The sequence below is a fragment of the Pseudomonas sp. MDT2-39-1 genome (assembly GCF_054898085.1).
This window is the reverse complement of sequence record NZ_CM142716.1, coordinates 214,675-228,361: the sequence shown is the minus strand read 5'-3', so window position 1 is coordinate 228,361 and position 13,687 is coordinate 214,675. Positions and strand designations below refer to the sequence as shown.

15 protein-coding genes are annotated in these 13,687 nt (G+C 57.1%); 3 read left to right on the top strand and 12 right to left on the bottom strand.

Annotation, left to right across the window (positions count from 1 at the left end; all coding sequences use genetic code 11):
- Window positions 1-207 precede the first annotated feature (207 nt).
- Window positions 208-474 (bottom strand): hypothetical protein, encoded by a 267-nt coding sequence (locus tag ACYZTM_RS01065; protein WP_131058637.1) that lies wholly within the window; start codon window positions 472-474, stop codon window positions 208-210.
- Between the two features lie 343 nt (window positions 475-817).
- On the opposite strand from ACYZTM_RS01065, the gene ACYZTM_RS01060 reads away from it, so the two are divergent.
- Entirely contained in the window at window positions 818-2,143 is a 1,326-nt protein-coding gene (locus ACYZTM_RS01060) for a sigma-54 dependent transcriptional regulator (protein ID WP_131058636.1), read from the top strand.
- Window positions 2,144-2,311: 168 nt separating this feature from the next.
- Here ACYZTM_RS01060 and ACYZTM_RS01055 read toward each other — a convergent pair whose 3' ends face one another.
- The 9 genes from ACYZTM_RS01055 to ACYZTM_RS01015 form a co-directional block, all read right to left on the bottom strand.
- Window positions 2,312-3,592 carry a coiled-coil domain-containing protein gene (locus ACYZTM_RS01055; RefSeq protein WP_461981991.1) on the bottom strand — a complete coding sequence of 427 codons (1,281 nt, stop codon included), beginning with the start codon at window positions 3,590-3,592 and terminating at the stop codon, window positions 2,312-2,314.
- Window positions 3,593-3,634: 42 nt separating this feature from the next.
- On the bottom strand, window positions 3,635-4,405 hold the full coding sequence (locus ACYZTM_RS01050) for a hypothetical protein (protein ID WP_131058634.1): 771 nt from the start codon (window positions 4,403-4,405) through the stop codon (window positions 3,635-3,637).
- 33 nt (window positions 4,406-4,438) lie between these two features.
- The gene (locus tag ACYZTM_RS01045; RefSeq protein ID WP_461986451.1) at window positions 4,439-5,119 is read right to left on the bottom strand and encodes a C39 family peptidase; all 681 of its coding nucleotides are present in this window, start codon (window positions 5,117-5,119) and stop codon (window positions 4,439-4,441) included.
- A 61-nt stretch (window positions 5,120-5,180) separates the two neighbouring features.
- Window positions 5,181-6,602: a heme utilization protein gene (locus tag ACYZTM_RS01040; protein WP_461986449.1), complete on the bottom strand. Its 1,422-nt coding sequence runs from the start codon at window positions 6,600-6,602 to the stop codon at window positions 5,181-5,183.
- 52 nt (window positions 6,603-6,654) lie between these two features.
- Window positions 6,655-7,227 (bottom strand): adhesin, encoded by a 573-nt coding sequence (locus ACYZTM_RS01035; protein WP_461986447.1) that lies wholly within the window; start codon window positions 7,225-7,227, stop codon window positions 6,655-6,657.
- Between the two features lies 1 nt (window position 7,228).
- The gene (locus ACYZTM_RS01030; protein WP_131058630.1) at window positions 7,229-7,666 is read right to left on the bottom strand and encodes a hypothetical protein; all 438 of its coding nucleotides are present in this window, start codon (window positions 7,664-7,666) and stop codon (window positions 7,229-7,231) included.
- A 331-nt stretch (window positions 7,667-7,997) separates the two neighbouring features.
- The gene (locus ACYZTM_RS01025; protein WP_131058629.1) at window positions 7,998-8,522 is read right to left on the bottom strand and encodes an AAA family ATPase; all 525 of its coding nucleotides are present in this window, start codon (window positions 8,520-8,522) and stop codon (window positions 7,998-8,000) included.
- The gene (gene pnuC / locus ACYZTM_RS01020; RefSeq protein ID WP_131058628.1) at window positions 8,519-9,082 is read right to left on the bottom strand and encodes a nicotinamide riboside transporter PnuC; all 564 of its coding nucleotides are present in this window, start codon (window positions 9,080-9,082) and stop codon (window positions 8,519-8,521) included. The genes ACYZTM_RS01025 and pnuC overlap by 4 nt, the downstream gene beginning before the upstream one ends.
- A gap of 125 nt (window positions 9,083-9,207) precedes the next feature.
- On the bottom strand, window positions 9,208-10,842 hold the full coding sequence (locus tag ACYZTM_RS01015) for a methyl-accepting chemotaxis protein (protein WP_461986445.1): 1,635 nt from the start codon (window positions 10,840-10,842) through the stop codon (window positions 9,208-9,210).
- Window positions 10,843-11,131: 289 nt separating this feature from the next.
- Here ACYZTM_RS01015 and ACYZTM_RS01010 point away from each other — a divergent pair, with 289 nt between their 5' ends.
- A complete protein-coding gene (locus tag ACYZTM_RS01010) occupies window positions 11,132-11,962 on the top strand; it encodes an undecaprenyl-diphosphate phosphatase (RefSeq protein WP_131058626.1) in 831 nt (276 codons plus the stop codon).
- Window positions 11,959-12,378 carry a DUF1294 domain-containing protein gene (locus ACYZTM_RS01005; RefSeq protein WP_131058625.1) on the top strand — a complete coding sequence of 140 codons (420 nt, stop codon included), beginning with the start codon at window positions 11,959-11,961 and terminating at the stop codon, window positions 12,376-12,378. Before ACYZTM_RS01010 ends, ACYZTM_RS01005 begins: the two co-directional genes overlap by 4 nt.
- 11 nt (window positions 12,379-12,389) lie before the next feature.
- On the opposite strand, the gene ACYZTM_RS01000 is transcribed toward ACYZTM_RS01005, so the two are convergent.
- Together ACYZTM_RS01000 and ACYZTM_RS00995 are read right to left on the bottom strand one after the other, a co-directional pair.
- A complete protein-coding gene (locus ACYZTM_RS01000; RefSeq protein WP_131058624.1) occupies window positions 12,390-12,749 on the bottom strand; it encodes an MmcQ/YjbR family DNA-binding protein in 360 nt (119 codons plus the stop codon).
- Window positions 12,746-13,654: a LysR substrate-binding domain-containing protein gene (locus tag ACYZTM_RS00995; protein ID WP_461986442.1), complete on the bottom strand. Its 909-nt coding sequence runs from the start codon at window positions 13,652-13,654 to the stop codon at window positions 12,746-12,748. The genes ACYZTM_RS01000 and ACYZTM_RS00995 overlap by 4 nt, the downstream gene beginning before the upstream one ends.
- Between the last annotated feature and the right edge of the window lie 33 nt (window positions 13,655-13,687).

Genomic DNA, 13,687 nt, shown 5'->3' with positions numbered 1-13,687 from the left:
CAATCCCTGAATGATCGATTGCACAACTGTCACAACTAACGGATGGAGGGTCGTTTTGTGCCAGAACAGTGTCTTTTCGAACCATTGACAAGCCTGCCAAGTAATTCGTGGCAGGCAAGCTGGAAGACGGGGGCAATGACTACCGAAAACAGCCACTAAAAGAATGGCGAGGGGGGCGGATCACACTTGAGTAATCCGCCAAAACCCTTAGTGCGGCATGGACCAAGATTGCAGCGTGTAACCATCCTCGCTCAGTACGGCGCGAGCTTCTTCCAGGATGTGTTCAAGTTGCTCAGGATCAGAGTACGCACTGCTTGGAATCTGTGTGCGGCCGATGTGGGCATTGGTGCGATCGATAATGGTCAGGCTAAGTTCGCCATTGCCGTCTTGTGGGGCCCAGGCCACGCATTGGAAAGGTTCAAATGCACGGCCGGCAATCAAAAGAGCTTCGTTGATACGGAGCGGGGCGGTCATGGGGTCTTCTCTCTTTATGCCCAATCAAGTGACAGGCCGTCGGTTGGGCTTACCGTTCGGCTGGTTACTTGTACTGATGCCCTCAACCGGGGGTCAGGTCACACACAATCAAAAGAAATTTCAACTTTCTTTCATATACTCAATGCAGGGGCAGGTTTTGAAAGCTGAATGAAAGGTTGAACTCGTTAGGTAACTAACAAACTTGTTCTTATAACTAATAACGCGACGTTCCTATAGTCAAACGGTACAAGGGTGCGTCAAATTCTTGCTAATGTTACAGCCAGATTCGCCAAACGACTGTTTTTTAATAATATTTCCTAAAGTTTGGCGTCAAGGAACAGTCATGATCGAAACGCCTGCGTTACGACGTCTGTTAGTAGTTGACCCCTGTGATGACTGCCATCGTCTGTTGCCGGGTCTGCGCTCTGTGGGCTGGGATGTTGACAGCTGTTCCCTGGAGAATGCCGCCGACCGAACGTGCGACGTTGGCCTCTTGCGATTACAACCCTTTCATCTGGAACGCCCGGAAGCCGTCAAAGAGTTGATCAGCCGCAGCGGCACCGAGTGGATTGCCGTACTCAACCAGGAAGTCCTGCGCCTGCAAAATGTCGGTGATTTTGTTTGCGAATGGTTTTTTGACTTCCATACCTTGCCGTTTGACGTTTCCCGGGTACAAGTCACGCTGGGACGAGCGTTCGGCATGGCGCGCCTGCGTGGGCAGGGCACCGTTCACATTGATCAGCCTGAGCACGAGCTGCTGGGCGACAGCAAACCGATTCGTGAACTGCGTAAGTTACTCAGCAAACTGGCGCCCACCGAATCTCCGGTCCTGATCCGGGGCGAAAGCGGTACCGGTAAAGAACTGGTCGCCCGCACGCTCCATCGACAATCCCAGCGTCACAGCAAACCTTTCGTAGCGATCAATTGCGGGGCCATTCCCGAACACTTGATCCAGTCCGAACTGTTTGGCCACGAGAAAGGCGCCTTTACCGGCGCCCACCAACGTAAGGTCGGCCGGATCGAAGCGGCAAATGGCGGCACACTGTTTCTCGATGAGATCGGTGACCTGCCACTGGAGCTGCAAGCCAATCTGCTGCGCTTCCTGCAGGAAAAACACATCGAGCATGTCGGCGGCAGTCAGCAGATTCCGGTGGATGTGCGGGTATTGGCGGCGACTCACGTCGACCTTGAGGCGGCGATCGAGAAGAAACGCTTTCGTGAGGATTTGTACTATCGCCTGAACGTACTGCAAGTTGTCACCGCGCCCCTGCGTGAGCGTCATGGCGACTTATCGATGCTGGCCAATCACTTTTCTCACTTCTACAGTCATGAAACCGGCCGCCGTCCTCGCAGCTTCAGCGAAGACGCCTTGATTGCCATGGGCAAGCACGACTGGCCGGGCAACGTTCGCGAGCTGGCCAACCGGGTACGTCGCGGGTTGGTGCTGGCCGAAGGGCGGCAGATCGAAGCGCGAGACCTGGGGCTGATCAGCCAACAGCCCTTTGCCGCGCCGATGGGCACGCTGGAAGACTACAAGACCCGCGCTGAACGCCAGGCCTTGTGCGATGTTCTTAACCGCCACAGCGATAATTTGAGCATCGCCGCCAAGGTGCTGGGGATCTCCAGGCCTACCTTCTACCGTTTGTTGCACAAGCATCAGATACGATGAGCGATTGCAGACCCGTAGGAGCGAGCGGTACGGCGATCCGACTTGCCCGCGAAGAACGCTACGCAGTTTAACTGAATCACCGCGCTATCGTTCTTCGCGGGCAAGCCTCGCTCCTACAGGATCAACAAAAAAACCCGCCGAAAAAGCGGGTTTTTTGTGGGTGCCGGATCAGAAGTAGTACGGGAATTTCAGACTGAAGGAAAAGTCTGGCGAGTCGTCGGTCAGGCCGATGGCCAGGTTGGGCACGATCGTCAAGTTATCGGTTGCTGCCAGGGTCATGCCGATGTTGAAGTTGGCAGAGTTGTAATCGCTGTTGGTGATCGATTGCCAGTCGCCACCGTCAGGCCTGATCTTGCTCTTGCGGGCGAACTGATCGGTGAACGAGAACGACATACTCATCTTCTCGTTCAAGGCGAATGCAATGCCGGCGCCGACCTGCCAGGAATCGCCCAGCTTCACGTCCCCTTTCACCTTGGAGCCGACCTGAGGGCTGATGTCGCTGAAAGAGTCCTGCACGTTGTAGGTGTAGGACAGGCTGCCGAACAGTACGGCCGGGTCGAACGTCTTGACCAGCGAAATCCCCGGGGTGATCGACCAGATACCATTGCCGGTAGGCAAGTCCTCGGGTACCGCGAGGTTGTCGTTGTTCGGGTCTTCGATCAGCTTGATGCCGTAAGGGTCGTCACCGGTTGGTGCCTTGACGCGCAGTGTAACGACCGCGTCGGGCAGATTTGCCGACTCGTCCAGAAACTTGTAGGCAATGCCAACGTTCACGTCGCCGATGGTCGGATCCCGCGTAACGGTTGCGTCCGACGTCACCGGACCTGCGCCTCCGGCGCCACCGGAGGAATACGTCGATTCGCGATAAACCACGGGGACGTTAATGTCGAACTGCCAGCGTTGCGCCACGTTGTAGCGGGCGGTCAGGTCCAGTGTCCAGTTGTCGGCCTTGATGCGGTCGAGGTTGATGTTGCCGAGAAAAATCGAGTCCAGTGCCAGAAAGCCGTTGAGCGTTAATGCACGGGTATCGTAATGCGTGTAGGTCAGGCCGGTTTCGACGCTGAACTTGCCGCCACCGAAGAAGCCGCTGGCTTCGTCATAAAGGTTGGAAACGCTTTGCGCAGGCTCCGAATCATCCTTGAGCGATTGGCCATAGGAACTGCCTGTGGTTCCCGGCGCACCGGCGGCCACCGCCTGGCCACCCCTGGCCGGTTCGGCGGGGGATTTGGTCAGGCGTTTGGGAGCGGGTGTCGCCGGTGTTTCTTCGACTTGGCGAACGCGTTGCTCAAGGACCATCAGCGCGTTCTGTTGTGCTTCGTAACGCTGTTTCAACTCCATGAGTTCTTGTTTTAGGATTTCGACCTGGGGGTCCGGTGCTGCGTATAGCAAAGTGGCCGGGGCCAGACTACTCAAACAGACAAAAGCTCTGAACGTTAAAGATCGGTGCATGGGTTAGTCGTCCCTTCTGACTCTGATGAGACTGAGCGTAGATCAGAATCCGATAGTGCGAAGACCTTTAAGCTGGTCCAGGTTGCCGCTCACCGATCCGGCTGTCGGCACGTTGTCACGCAGCACGACATTGAAGGAAGTGAGGTTGCGGACCTGATTGCTACTGCCGAGCAAAGTCGTATTCTGCATCAGCCCACCCTGAGCCAGGCGTTGTACGGTACTGCCCTGATTGTTGTTGGCTACGATGTTGAGTTGCACACCAGTCCCGGTTGAGGAAATGCTCAGCGAGCCGGCGCCATTGTTGCCAACCAACGTTGAGCCTGCGGTCAATGCCTGGCCCTGCTGTTGCGTTTGTTGTGGTTGTTGCGTGGCTGTCCCCTGGCTAGCCTTTGAGACGTTGATATCAACGTTGTTGTAGGCAGTATTATTGTCGCCGGCAGCACGCACGACTTGAGTGACGCCCTCGGTGGTGTTGAGGCCGCTGCCGCCAGTGACGGTGCCCGTGCCCGTGCTCGCGCCTTGCGAGCGCGCTGAGCCATTACCTTTTTCGTCGATCATTGACACATAGAACTGTGGCTTGATGGTCGATTGTTGAATTTGCATCGTGGACGTTGCGCCGATCACTTCACCGTTGGCATTTTGCCAAGTGCTGGTCATCGCAATGCCGAAGCTGACAATCCGTCCCGGCATGACATAGCGGCCACGCAGGGTTGCCAATTCCTGGTCTTTCAGTTCGATGGGTTTGAATGTCTGTGCCTCGGTCGGCAGGCTGGCGGCCAGGCAAAGCACGGCCAGCCAGATTGGAGTCTTCATGGGATGCTCCCGGAGCGTCGTGCTCCTTTGTTATTAGAAGAAGTCGCTTTGGATGAATCCGAAATCCATCAACTCTGCGTCTTGCACCGGGCTGAAGGCGTTTATGCGGTTCCTGGCGGTCAGCGGCATGGGTGGGTCGAGCAATGCATTGGTTTTGTCGTAGCCCTGGCCGATGACGGCAAAGATGATGCCGTTCCAGCCTTTGACGAAGTCATCGACTTTGTAACGTTTATGACCGAGTACCGGATCTCCGATATAGACCCAGCCGTTATGGATTCTTTGCATGACCACAAAGTGTTTGTAGCCACGAATATCCATGAGTACCACCACCGGAATTCTGATGTCGCTCAACGTTTCCGGCGCTACCCGATAGCCACGGGCCCGCATGCCGATACTTTCCACGTAACGCTTCATGTCGAGCATGGAGAAGCCCTGTACGCGGACGAGATCTTGATCGGAGTGTGCAAGCATGCCTTCGATGATCTGCTCTTCATTCACGTCCAGCCAATAGGCTTGGCGCAAGATGGTCGCCAGCGCAGCCGCGCCGCAACTGAAGTCGGTTTTCTGTTGTACCAGGTCCTCAAATTTACGTTCGCGAACGCTCTGGATCGGCTTGTACACCAGCGCGCCACCCGGCAGGACGGAAAGCGGCATTTGTGCAGCCTCGATCACACTGGCCACGCAAAGCAAAAATGCCAAGGCAATAATGCGCATGATGGGACGCCCCAAGAGGTGTTGAAAAAGGCCCCCGTAAGGGGGCCTCCAAAGACAGCCATTAGAACGAGTTGTTGGAAATGGCCAGCGAGTTGCTTTGTTGGTTGCCCACACCAGCAGCCACGTTGACGCCCAGGTTGCCGCTGCCGCCATTCACCGAACCACTCAGGGTTGCAGTGTTGGTCACAGGGTTGGCCCAGCCAGTTGGAGTCAGCACTTGATAGGAGTAGGTGTTGCTCAAATCATAAGAGCTGCTTTCACTGTAGCTTTTCGCTTTGTCGTATGCAGACTCGGACGATTTACTGCCCGATTCTTCGTACGAGGAGTCAGACGACTTCGTATACGATTTATCGTACGATTTTTGGAACGAGGAATTGCGCGATTTGTCATACGACGAGTCGCGAGATTTGTCGTACGAGGACTCGTGCGATCTGTCATACGATTTGTCTATCGATACATCAAGCGTTGCGTCGAGCGATGCGTTAAACGATGCGTCGGAAGAACTGCTGCGGGTGCGGTCGCCCCAGCCATTATTGACGGTAGTGGAGTTGGAAGCCGCCGCAGCAGCGTCCAGCGTAGCGCTCAAGGAAGCACTCAAAGAAGCGTTCGAAGAACCGCTAGCACTACTGCTGTTGGAACCGCTGGCATTACTGCTGTTGGAACCGCTCGCATTACTGGCGCTAGAACCGCTTATATCAACGCTTTTGGAACCGCTGGCGTCATAGCTCTTGGCGCCGGCCGCGTTCCAGCTCGAAGAAGCGCTTTGACTGCCGCTCGCCTCAAATGACTTATCTTTAGAGAAACTGCCGCTCGCCGTATTGGTAACGGTGATTGTATCCACGCGATAAGTCCGATCGGCGGCGTTGTTCACAACCAGGCCAGGACCGTTTTGATCTGCAGAGGCGGTGGCTGTTGCGTTACCGAGTGGAGCATTGGTATTGGCAATTGCCATGGTGTTTTTCTGCTGGTTCAGGTCGCCGCCAGCAATGTTGATGCCCATGTTGCCGCTGCCGCTATTACCCGATCCACTCATAACGGCAGAAGATGTGCTGCCGTAGTTGTCGACCCGGTTATTGTTGCTGTATTGCCGCACGCTAGCGGTAGCGGAAGCAGTGCCGAACACGAAGCTGTTGTCGATACTGGAGTCAGAAGCAGCGTTTGCAATGGCGGCCGCGTTGTCTTGTTGGTTGCCATTGCCTGCAGCCACGTTGACACCAACGTTGCCACTGGTGCCTGTGGCAGAGCTGGTCATCTCGGCTTCGTTGACAGTCCCTTCGTTACGGATGCGGTTGTTGGTACTGCTTTGGTTATCCCAAGCATTGGCAGTCGCGTAAACAGGGATCTTTGTTGGAGGAGGGGTGTGATGACCACCGTTGTGGTGGCCCCCATTGTAGTGGTTGTCACGCTCCCCAGCTTGTACAGCAACAGCCATGACCGCAGCAATTGCGAATACCAGAGGCTTTATTGCCATCGAAGGTTTCATGGTGATTCTCCGTGCTTATTTTAGGTTAAGTGTTGTTTCTTACCTTTTTGGGTCAATTCGCGACCCGTACGCTCAGGGTGTTGGCCGTTCGGTTTCCCACCCCGGCGCTCTGATTCAACTGAATCACCCCACGGCTACCGGTGAAAGCCTGGTCACTGGTAGTGACCTGGCGATAGCCTGGTGCAGAGTCAGTCGGATCGGAGTTGTTGAGCAGCGCCACGTTCTGTTGCATGAGGACGCTGTCGTCGATACTTTGCGGCTGTGTACTGATGCTTATCCGCAGGGCATTGGCTTGCTGGTTGCTCGCGCCCGTGCTCTGGTTGACACCCAGTACGCCATTGCCGTGACTGAATGAGTCGCCTTGAATGCTGGATCGGGCATCGATCCCTGGGTCGACTTGCGTACGCAGCCGTTGGCGAATCTGTGTGGTTGCACTGGCGTTGGTGCCAATGGCGATGGCCCGGGCATTGGCCTGTTGCTGATAATCGCCCGCCGCCTGGTTGACCGTGAGGTTGCCTTGGTACTGCATGCCCGAACCGTCGATGTCGGCGTTATTGATGACGGGAGGTTGGGCAAAGATCGATGCACTGCAAAACATGGCGATAAAGAGCAGCGTACGATTCATCTTAACGGTCTCCCGTTATGATTTTCAGAGCACCCAGGCCCTGCTGGACGTTTGAATTGACCATGTTGGCAATACCGTTGCCCGAGTTTCCGGAACGTCCAGCGGGGAGGTTGGAAAGCTGGGTCTGGTTGCTGACATTGCCGCCCATGTTGTTGGTGTTTTGAGTGATCAGGCGGTTGATGCCTGCACCACTGGCGACGTTGGCAAAGTCGCCGTCGCTCAACTCGTTCGTTTGCTTGAGGATTTGTTTGGACGGGTTGGCATTGACGGTCGTGGGGTTAGGATCGGGAATCAACGGTGGAATCGTTGCGTTGCGCGGTTGGACATCACGTTTGATAAGAATGATGCCGTTTTCAGCCTGTACAGGCAGGCAGACACTTGAGCCCAGTGCGCATCCGATCAGCAGGAGGCTATAGATGCGTTGATCAAATTTCCCCACGGCGGCAATTCCTTCTGTAGTTGGAACGCTGGCCCTTATCAGCGTTGTGAGGTAGAGAGCAGAAGGTGTGCCGCTTTTGGTTTTTCGTTTAAAAACAGTGGGTTGGATTTAATTGTCGAGTTAGTCAAAAAAAAATTGTAACGCCACTGAGACAGACCCACGCCAAAGCGCAGCCCATGCGGGCGGCATTGCTCGTCGAGGGCACTGAATGCAGGTTGTATCAGTGGCTTAACATATTATTGCAGGAGTGCTCGGGCCGCTTTAGCTTGCGGCTCTGCACAGGGGAGGGTGTTTCAGGAATGGAACATCGGTGACGGGTAGGGCAACCCTGTCAGGCCTTGAGCAAGCGCGTGACAGCCTCGAATGCCGCGTCCCTTCGCTCTTGCCAATCACCTTGCACTACCTGGCAAGGCTGGCGGTGCAGGTCAAGCCATTGGCGGCTGGCCTGGAAAAACGCCTGGCGTTCTGCCAGTTGCGGTTGGCAACGTTGCCCGTCGTCATGCCAGGCTACGGTTTCAGGGCTCAGCAGCAAATGCAGGTCGTAGTGACGTGACAGCAATGCTTGCTCGATCCATGTCGGGCAATCGCCAAACAACGTGCGACTCCAAAGGATGTTGCTCAAGAGGTGTGTATCGAGAATCAACAGTGACGGTTGTCTGGCGCGTGCTTCATCCTCCCAAGTCAGCTGGCCATTGGCAATGGAGGTGATGTCATCGTAGCGAGTTTCGCGGGCTTCGCTGTCGATGAAATGCCGAACGTACTCATTGACCAATATGCCGCCAAAGTTGGCGTGAATCTCGTTCGAAAGCCAGCTTTTGCCGCTGGATTCCGGACCTGTTAGCACCAGAACTTTCATGCGCGCAATGCCGGGTCGGCGCGCCACTCACGCCAGCCTTGCACGGCCAGCAACAAGAACAGCGCGTAGAGGGCGGCGGTCAGGTACATGTCCTTATAGATGAACAGCCCGACGAAAATCACATCAACGGCGATCCACAGCGGCCAGCATTGCACGCGTTTTTGCGCCATCCATAATTGCGCCACCAGGCTGAACCCGGCCAGCGCAGCGTCGAGCCATGGCTGGGCGGCATCCGTCCAGTGCGCCATGGCGGCGCCCAGCAGCAGACTGCCAATGGCGCCGGCCAGAAGGCCCAATGCGATCGATTTTCCATCGAGCCGGCTGACCTGCCGACCGGTATTCGCCTCGCCCGCGCGGGTCCATTGCCACCAGCCGTAGAGCTGCAGCCCGGCGTAGACCACTTGCAGGAGCATGTCCGAATACAGCTTCACTTCAAAAAAGATCCAGCTGTAAAGCAGCACCATGACCAAGCCGATCGGCCAGCACCAAGGGTTCTGTTTGACCGTCAACCAGACGGCAATCACGCCGAGGGTGGCGGCAAACAGTTCAAGCCCGGACATGGAGGTTCCTTGGGAAAACGAAAGAGGGGGGCGGATTGTACCGGCAGGCGCCGCCAAGTAGAACCGGCTCGCGCGGCCCGTAGCAGCTGCCCCTCGCCACGGGGCAGCTGCTACAAGAGGGGGTTTTACACGCGGAACTGTTTGAGAAGGCCGTTCAACTGCTCGCTCAAGTCCTTGAGCCGGACACTGGCCACGCTCGACTGCTCCGCCGCCAGCGCGGTGCTGTGGGACAACCCCGCGGCCTGGGTGACGTTCTGATTGATGTCTTCCACCACATGGGCTTGCTGCAGGGTCGCGCTGGCGATAGACGCGTTCAACCCGTTGAGGTTGCGCAACGCCTGGCCGATTGCATTCAGGCTGGCGCCCGCAAGACCGGCCTGTTCGATGGTCAGTTGCGAGGCTCTGCTGCTGTCGCCGATCACTTTGACCGCCGCTTCGGAGTGCGTTTGCAGGCGTTCGATCATCGACTGGATCTCCGCCGTGGACTTCTGGGTGCGTTGAGCCAACAGGCGTACTTCATCGGCCACCACCGCAAACCCTCGACCTTGCTCGCCGGCCCGAGCGGCTTCAATAGCGGCGTTGAGCGCCAGCAAATTGGTTTGCTCGGCGATGGAGCGGATAACCTCCAGCACGCTGCCAATCTGGTTGCTTTCAGCCGCCAGGGTACGAATCACTTCAACGGCTTGATCGATGGTGCCGGACAGTTTGTCGATCTGCTGCAAGCTGCCATCAATGTTGACCTGCCCCTGTTGCGCCTGAGATTCGGCATCGCGCATTTCGCTGGCCGCGTGCTCGGCATTCTTGGCGACATCCTGCACGCCGTAAGTCACTTCGTTGATCGCGGTCGCCACCAACTCCATTTGCTGGGACTGTTGCTGACTGCGTTGCTGAGCCTGGGCGGCGTCGTTCCCCAGTTCGCTGGAAGACTGGCCCAAGGCGCTGGCGGACACTTGCAGCTCGCTGATCACCCCGCGCAGTTTGGCGGTGAAGGCATTGAAGTGACGGGCCAACTGAGTGACTTCATCCTGGCCATGGGTGTCGAGGCTGCGGGTCAGGTCGCTTTCACCGCTGGCGATATTGGCCATGGCGGTCACGGTAGCCTGGAGCGGACGCACGATGCTGCGAGCGATCATGATCACCAGCAGCGCCATGATCAGCGCAATCACCAGGCCGACGAAAGAAGCCTTCCACACCTGACCATAGAACTCGGCCTGCATGTCATCGATGTACACCCCCGAGCCAATCACCCAACCCCAAGGCTCGAACAATTTGACGTAGGAGGTTTTCTCGACCGGGGCGCTGGCACCCGGTTTAGGCCAGCGGTAGTTGACCGTGCCGGCACCCTTGGCCTTGGCGACGGCCACCATTTCGTTGAACAGTGCAAAACCGTCCGGGTCGCGGATTGCCGAGAGGTTCTGGCCATCGAGTTTAGGGTTGGCGGGGTGCATCACCATCACCGGCGTCAGATCGTTGATCCAGAAATAATCGTTCTGGTCATAACGCAGACCGCGCACGGCCGTCAGTGCCTGCTTCTGTGCGGCATCGCGGGTGAGTGTGCCGGCGGTTTCCAGGCCGTGGTAGTAATTCAGAATGCCGCTGGCGGTCTGCACCACGTGCTGGGTTTTCTGGGCCTTTGCCTGGTAAAGGTCGTCATGGATCTGTTTGAGCATCAACACGCCCAACGTCAATAACATCACCACCGACACGATCAAGATGAGCCACAAGCGTCGGCTGATCGACACACTGCGCAAGCTGTTCATAACGCTGTCACTCCGATTTCTTTTTCTTGTAATAAACGATTGCCAGCATCCAACCACGCTTTGCCGGTCGGGCATATGCGACCCAAGTCTCATTACGCGGCAGCGTTATCGAGGCTTGTCTGATAGGATTTCGGCCCCGCGCGGAAAAACCTGAACCCAAGTTGATTTTTCACGGAGTTTTTACGGCTCCGTCTGGATCCTTTGCGCGCGGGACTTCAGCTACGCTTGGCGCGATGAACGCTTAAAAAATTAATGGGGCATGCCTTGGCGCATCGCCTTTGGGGGATTGATGGAACTTTGGACCGCCTTGCAGGCATTGATTCTTGGAGTTGTAGAGGGGCTGACGGAGTTTTTGCCCATTTCCAGTACCGGTCACCAAATTATCGTGGCGGACTTGCTCAACTTCGGTGGCGAGCGAGCCATGGCGTTCAACATCATTATCCAGCTCGGGGCGATCCTGGCGGTGGTATGGGAATTTCGCCGCAAGATCTTCGACGTGGTCATCGGCTTGCCGACGCAACCGAGTGCCCGACGCTTTACCGCAAACCTGTTGATCGCTTTCCTGCCTGCGGTGGTTTTGGGGGTGATTTTTGCCGATCTGATCCACGAATATCTGTTCAACCCGATCACCGTCGCCACGGCATTGGTCGTGGGCGGGATCGTGATGCTGTGGGCGGAACAGCGTCAGCATGAAGTGCATGCCCACACCGTCGACGAGATCACTTGGAAAGATGCCCTGAAAGTCGGCTTTGCCCAGTGCCTGGCGATGATTCCCGGGACCTCTCGTTCCGGCTCGACCATCATTGGCGGTTTGCTGTTCGGGTTGTCGCGCAAGACGGCCACCGAGTTCTCGTTCTTCCTGGCGATGCCGACCATGGTCGGTGCAGCGGTGTACTCGGGCTACAAGTACCGCGACCTGTTCGTGCCGGCTGATCTTCCGGTGTTTGCGATCGGCTTCGTCACCGCGTTCATCTTCGCGATGATTGCCGTCAGAGCCTTGCTGGTGTTCATCGGCACTCACAGCTATGCGGCATTCGCCTGGTATCGCATCGCGTTCGGTCTGCTCATTCTGGCCACCTGGCAGTTCGGTTGGGTCGATTGGGCAGCAGCACGTCCATGAATGACTCCAGCGCGCGCAACAATCCCGGACGCGAGAAAATCCAGCATCTACGGCTGAAACTGCTGGTGCTGGCGATCCTGTGCGCGCTGCCGCTGACGGGCTCGGTGTCGTTGTGGCTGCGCGGGATTTCGCTGATTCCGCTGGCGGCCTATGGCATCGTCAGCGTGCTGGCGTTCTTTCTGTACTGGAGCGACAAGCGCAAGGCTCGCGCCGACAGCTGGCGGACCCCGGAGAACGTCCTGCACGCGGTCGAACTGGCGGGCGGCTGGCCCGGCGCCTTGCTGGCCCAGCAAGTGTTTCGGCACAAGACCCGCAAGCTTTCGTTCCAGCTAGTGTTCTGGCTTATTGTGCTGATGCACCAGGTGTTCTGGATCGATCAGCTGTTTCTTGGCGCGCATCTGTTTGCATTGTTCTAAAACAAAGAGTTTTAAAGCAGCAAACTGATCTGGGTGCGCTTGGGCAGCTTGCTCACCACCAGTTGGTGAGAGCGTTGCAACAACCCTTGCAACTCTTCGCTGCCCAGCGGGTAGGGCGTTTGCATGATGATCCACTGAGCCCGCGCCAGATATGGCGCCGGGTGAATGCCCGGGCGGTCGCAATGTCCAAGGAACAGATCCTTGTCGACCTTGAAGGCCAGGGAATCGCCGCGCAGATTCTGCAAGGCGAACATCTTGTTCCCGGCAATCGAAAACACCCGAACGCCTCCCCATTTATAGTCTTCCCGCGCGCCGGGCAACGCGAGACAGAATTGCGCGACGTCCTCTTCGCCCATGCGTCCAGCCTTCATATCAATCGGTCCCCACAGGCATTGAATGATTCGATCAAATGGTCGATCCAGGCGCGCACGGCCGGCATCACCCCGCGCCGATGAGGGTAGACCGCTTGCAGCCAGCCGCCAGGCAATGACCAGTCGGGCAGCAACTGCACCAGCGAGCCATTCTCCAGTTCCGTTTCGCAATACATCATCGGCAGCATCGTAAAGCCTTGGCCGGCGAGCGTGCAGGCCTTGCGCACAATGAAATCGTCGATGCCCAATCGTGCTTCCAGGCTCAAGTCATAGCTTTTGCCCTGTTGATCGAGCATGCGGATGTGCACCATTCGGTCGGCTTCCAGCGCGCCGAGCACCGGCAAGGCTTTCAGGTCTTCGGGGTGGTTGATCTCACGTTCGTGCAGGAAGGCCGGGCTGGCGACCATCGCCATCTGCGCCTGGCGCAAGCGACGGGTCACCAGCAGCGGATCCTCATCGCCCAAATCACGGACCCGCAGCGCGACATCGACACCTTCAGTGACCAGATCAACACGGCGATTGATCAGCATGACTTCCAGTTGAACCTGGGGGTATTTTTCAAGAAATCTGCTGATCACCATCGGCAGCATTTCGTGGGCCAGGCCGACGGGGCAGGAAACCCGCAAGCGTCCCCGGGGCTCGCTGGACATACTGGCCACGGCCTCATCGGCCATCTCGGCTTCCAGCAGCATCGCCTGACAGTGCCGCAGGTAACGTTCACCCACCGCCGTCAGCTTGAGCTGTCGGGTGGTGCGTTGCAGCAGGCGCGCGCCGAGGCGTTCTTCCAGTTCGGCAATGCGGCGTGACAGCCGGGACTTGGGAATCCCCAGCAAACGCCCGGCCGCTGCGAAGCCGCCGGCTTCGACCACCTTGGCGAAATAGTAAAGGTCGTTGAGGTCTTGCATGATGGGAATCCGATTGTTCTATCAGTGGGACGA

Excerpts from the sequence above, each read along its gene's own strand:
- ACYZTM_RS01065 (WP_131058637.1), bottom strand. The coding sequence starts at position 474 with ATGACCGCCCCGCTCCGTATCAACGAAGCTCTTTTGATTGCCGGCCGT.
- ACYZTM_RS01060 (WP_131058636.1), top strand. The coding sequence starts at position 818 with ATGATCGAAACGCCTGCGTTACGACGTCTGTTAGTAGTTGACCCCTGT.
- ACYZTM_RS01055 (WP_461981991.1), bottom strand. The coding sequence starts at position 3,592 with ATGCACCGATCTTTAACGTTCAGAGCTTTTGTCTGTTTGAGTAGTCTG.
- ACYZTM_RS01050 (WP_131058634.1), bottom strand. The coding sequence starts at position 4,405 with ATGAAGACTCCAATCTGGCTGGCCGTGCTTTGCCTGGCCGCCAGCCTG.
- ACYZTM_RS01045 (WP_461986451.1), bottom strand. The coding sequence starts at position 5,119 with ATGCGCATTATTGCCTTGGCATTTTTGCTTTGCGTGGCCAGTGTGATC.
- ACYZTM_RS01040 (WP_461986449.1), bottom strand. The coding sequence starts at position 6,602 with ATGAAACCTTCGATGGCAATAAAGCCTCTGGTATTCGCAATTGCTGCG.
- ACYZTM_RS01035 (WP_461986447.1), bottom strand. The coding sequence starts at position 7,227 with ATGAATCGTACGCTGCTCTTTATCGCCATGTTTTGCAGTGCATCGATC.
- ACYZTM_RS01025 (WP_131058629.1), bottom strand. The coding sequence starts at position 8,522 with ATGAAAGTTCTGGTGCTAACAGGTCCGGAATCCAGCGGCAAAAGCTGG.
- pnuC (WP_131058628.1), bottom strand. The coding sequence starts at position 9,082 with ATGTCCGGGCTTGAACTGTTTGCCGCCACCCTCGGCGTGATTGCCGTC.
- ACYZTM_RS01015 (WP_461986445.1), bottom strand. The coding sequence starts at position 10,842 with ATGAACAGCTTGCGCAGTGTGTCGATCAGCCGACGCTTGTGGCTCATC.
- ACYZTM_RS01010 (WP_131058626.1), top strand. The coding sequence starts at position 11,132 with ATGGAACTTTGGACCGCCTTGCAGGCATTGATTCTTGGAGTTGTAGAG.
- ACYZTM_RS01005 (WP_131058625.1), top strand. The coding sequence starts at position 11,959 with ATGAATGACTCCAGCGCGCGCAACAATCCCGGACGCGAGAAAATCCAG.
- ACYZTM_RS01000 (WP_131058624.1), bottom strand. The coding sequence starts at position 12,749 with ATGAAGGCTGGACGCATGGGCGAAGAGGACGTCGCGCAATTCTGTCTC.
- ACYZTM_RS00995 (WP_461986442.1), bottom strand. The coding sequence starts at position 13,654 with ATGCAAGACCTCAACGACCTTTACTATTTCGCCAAGGTGGTCGAAGCC.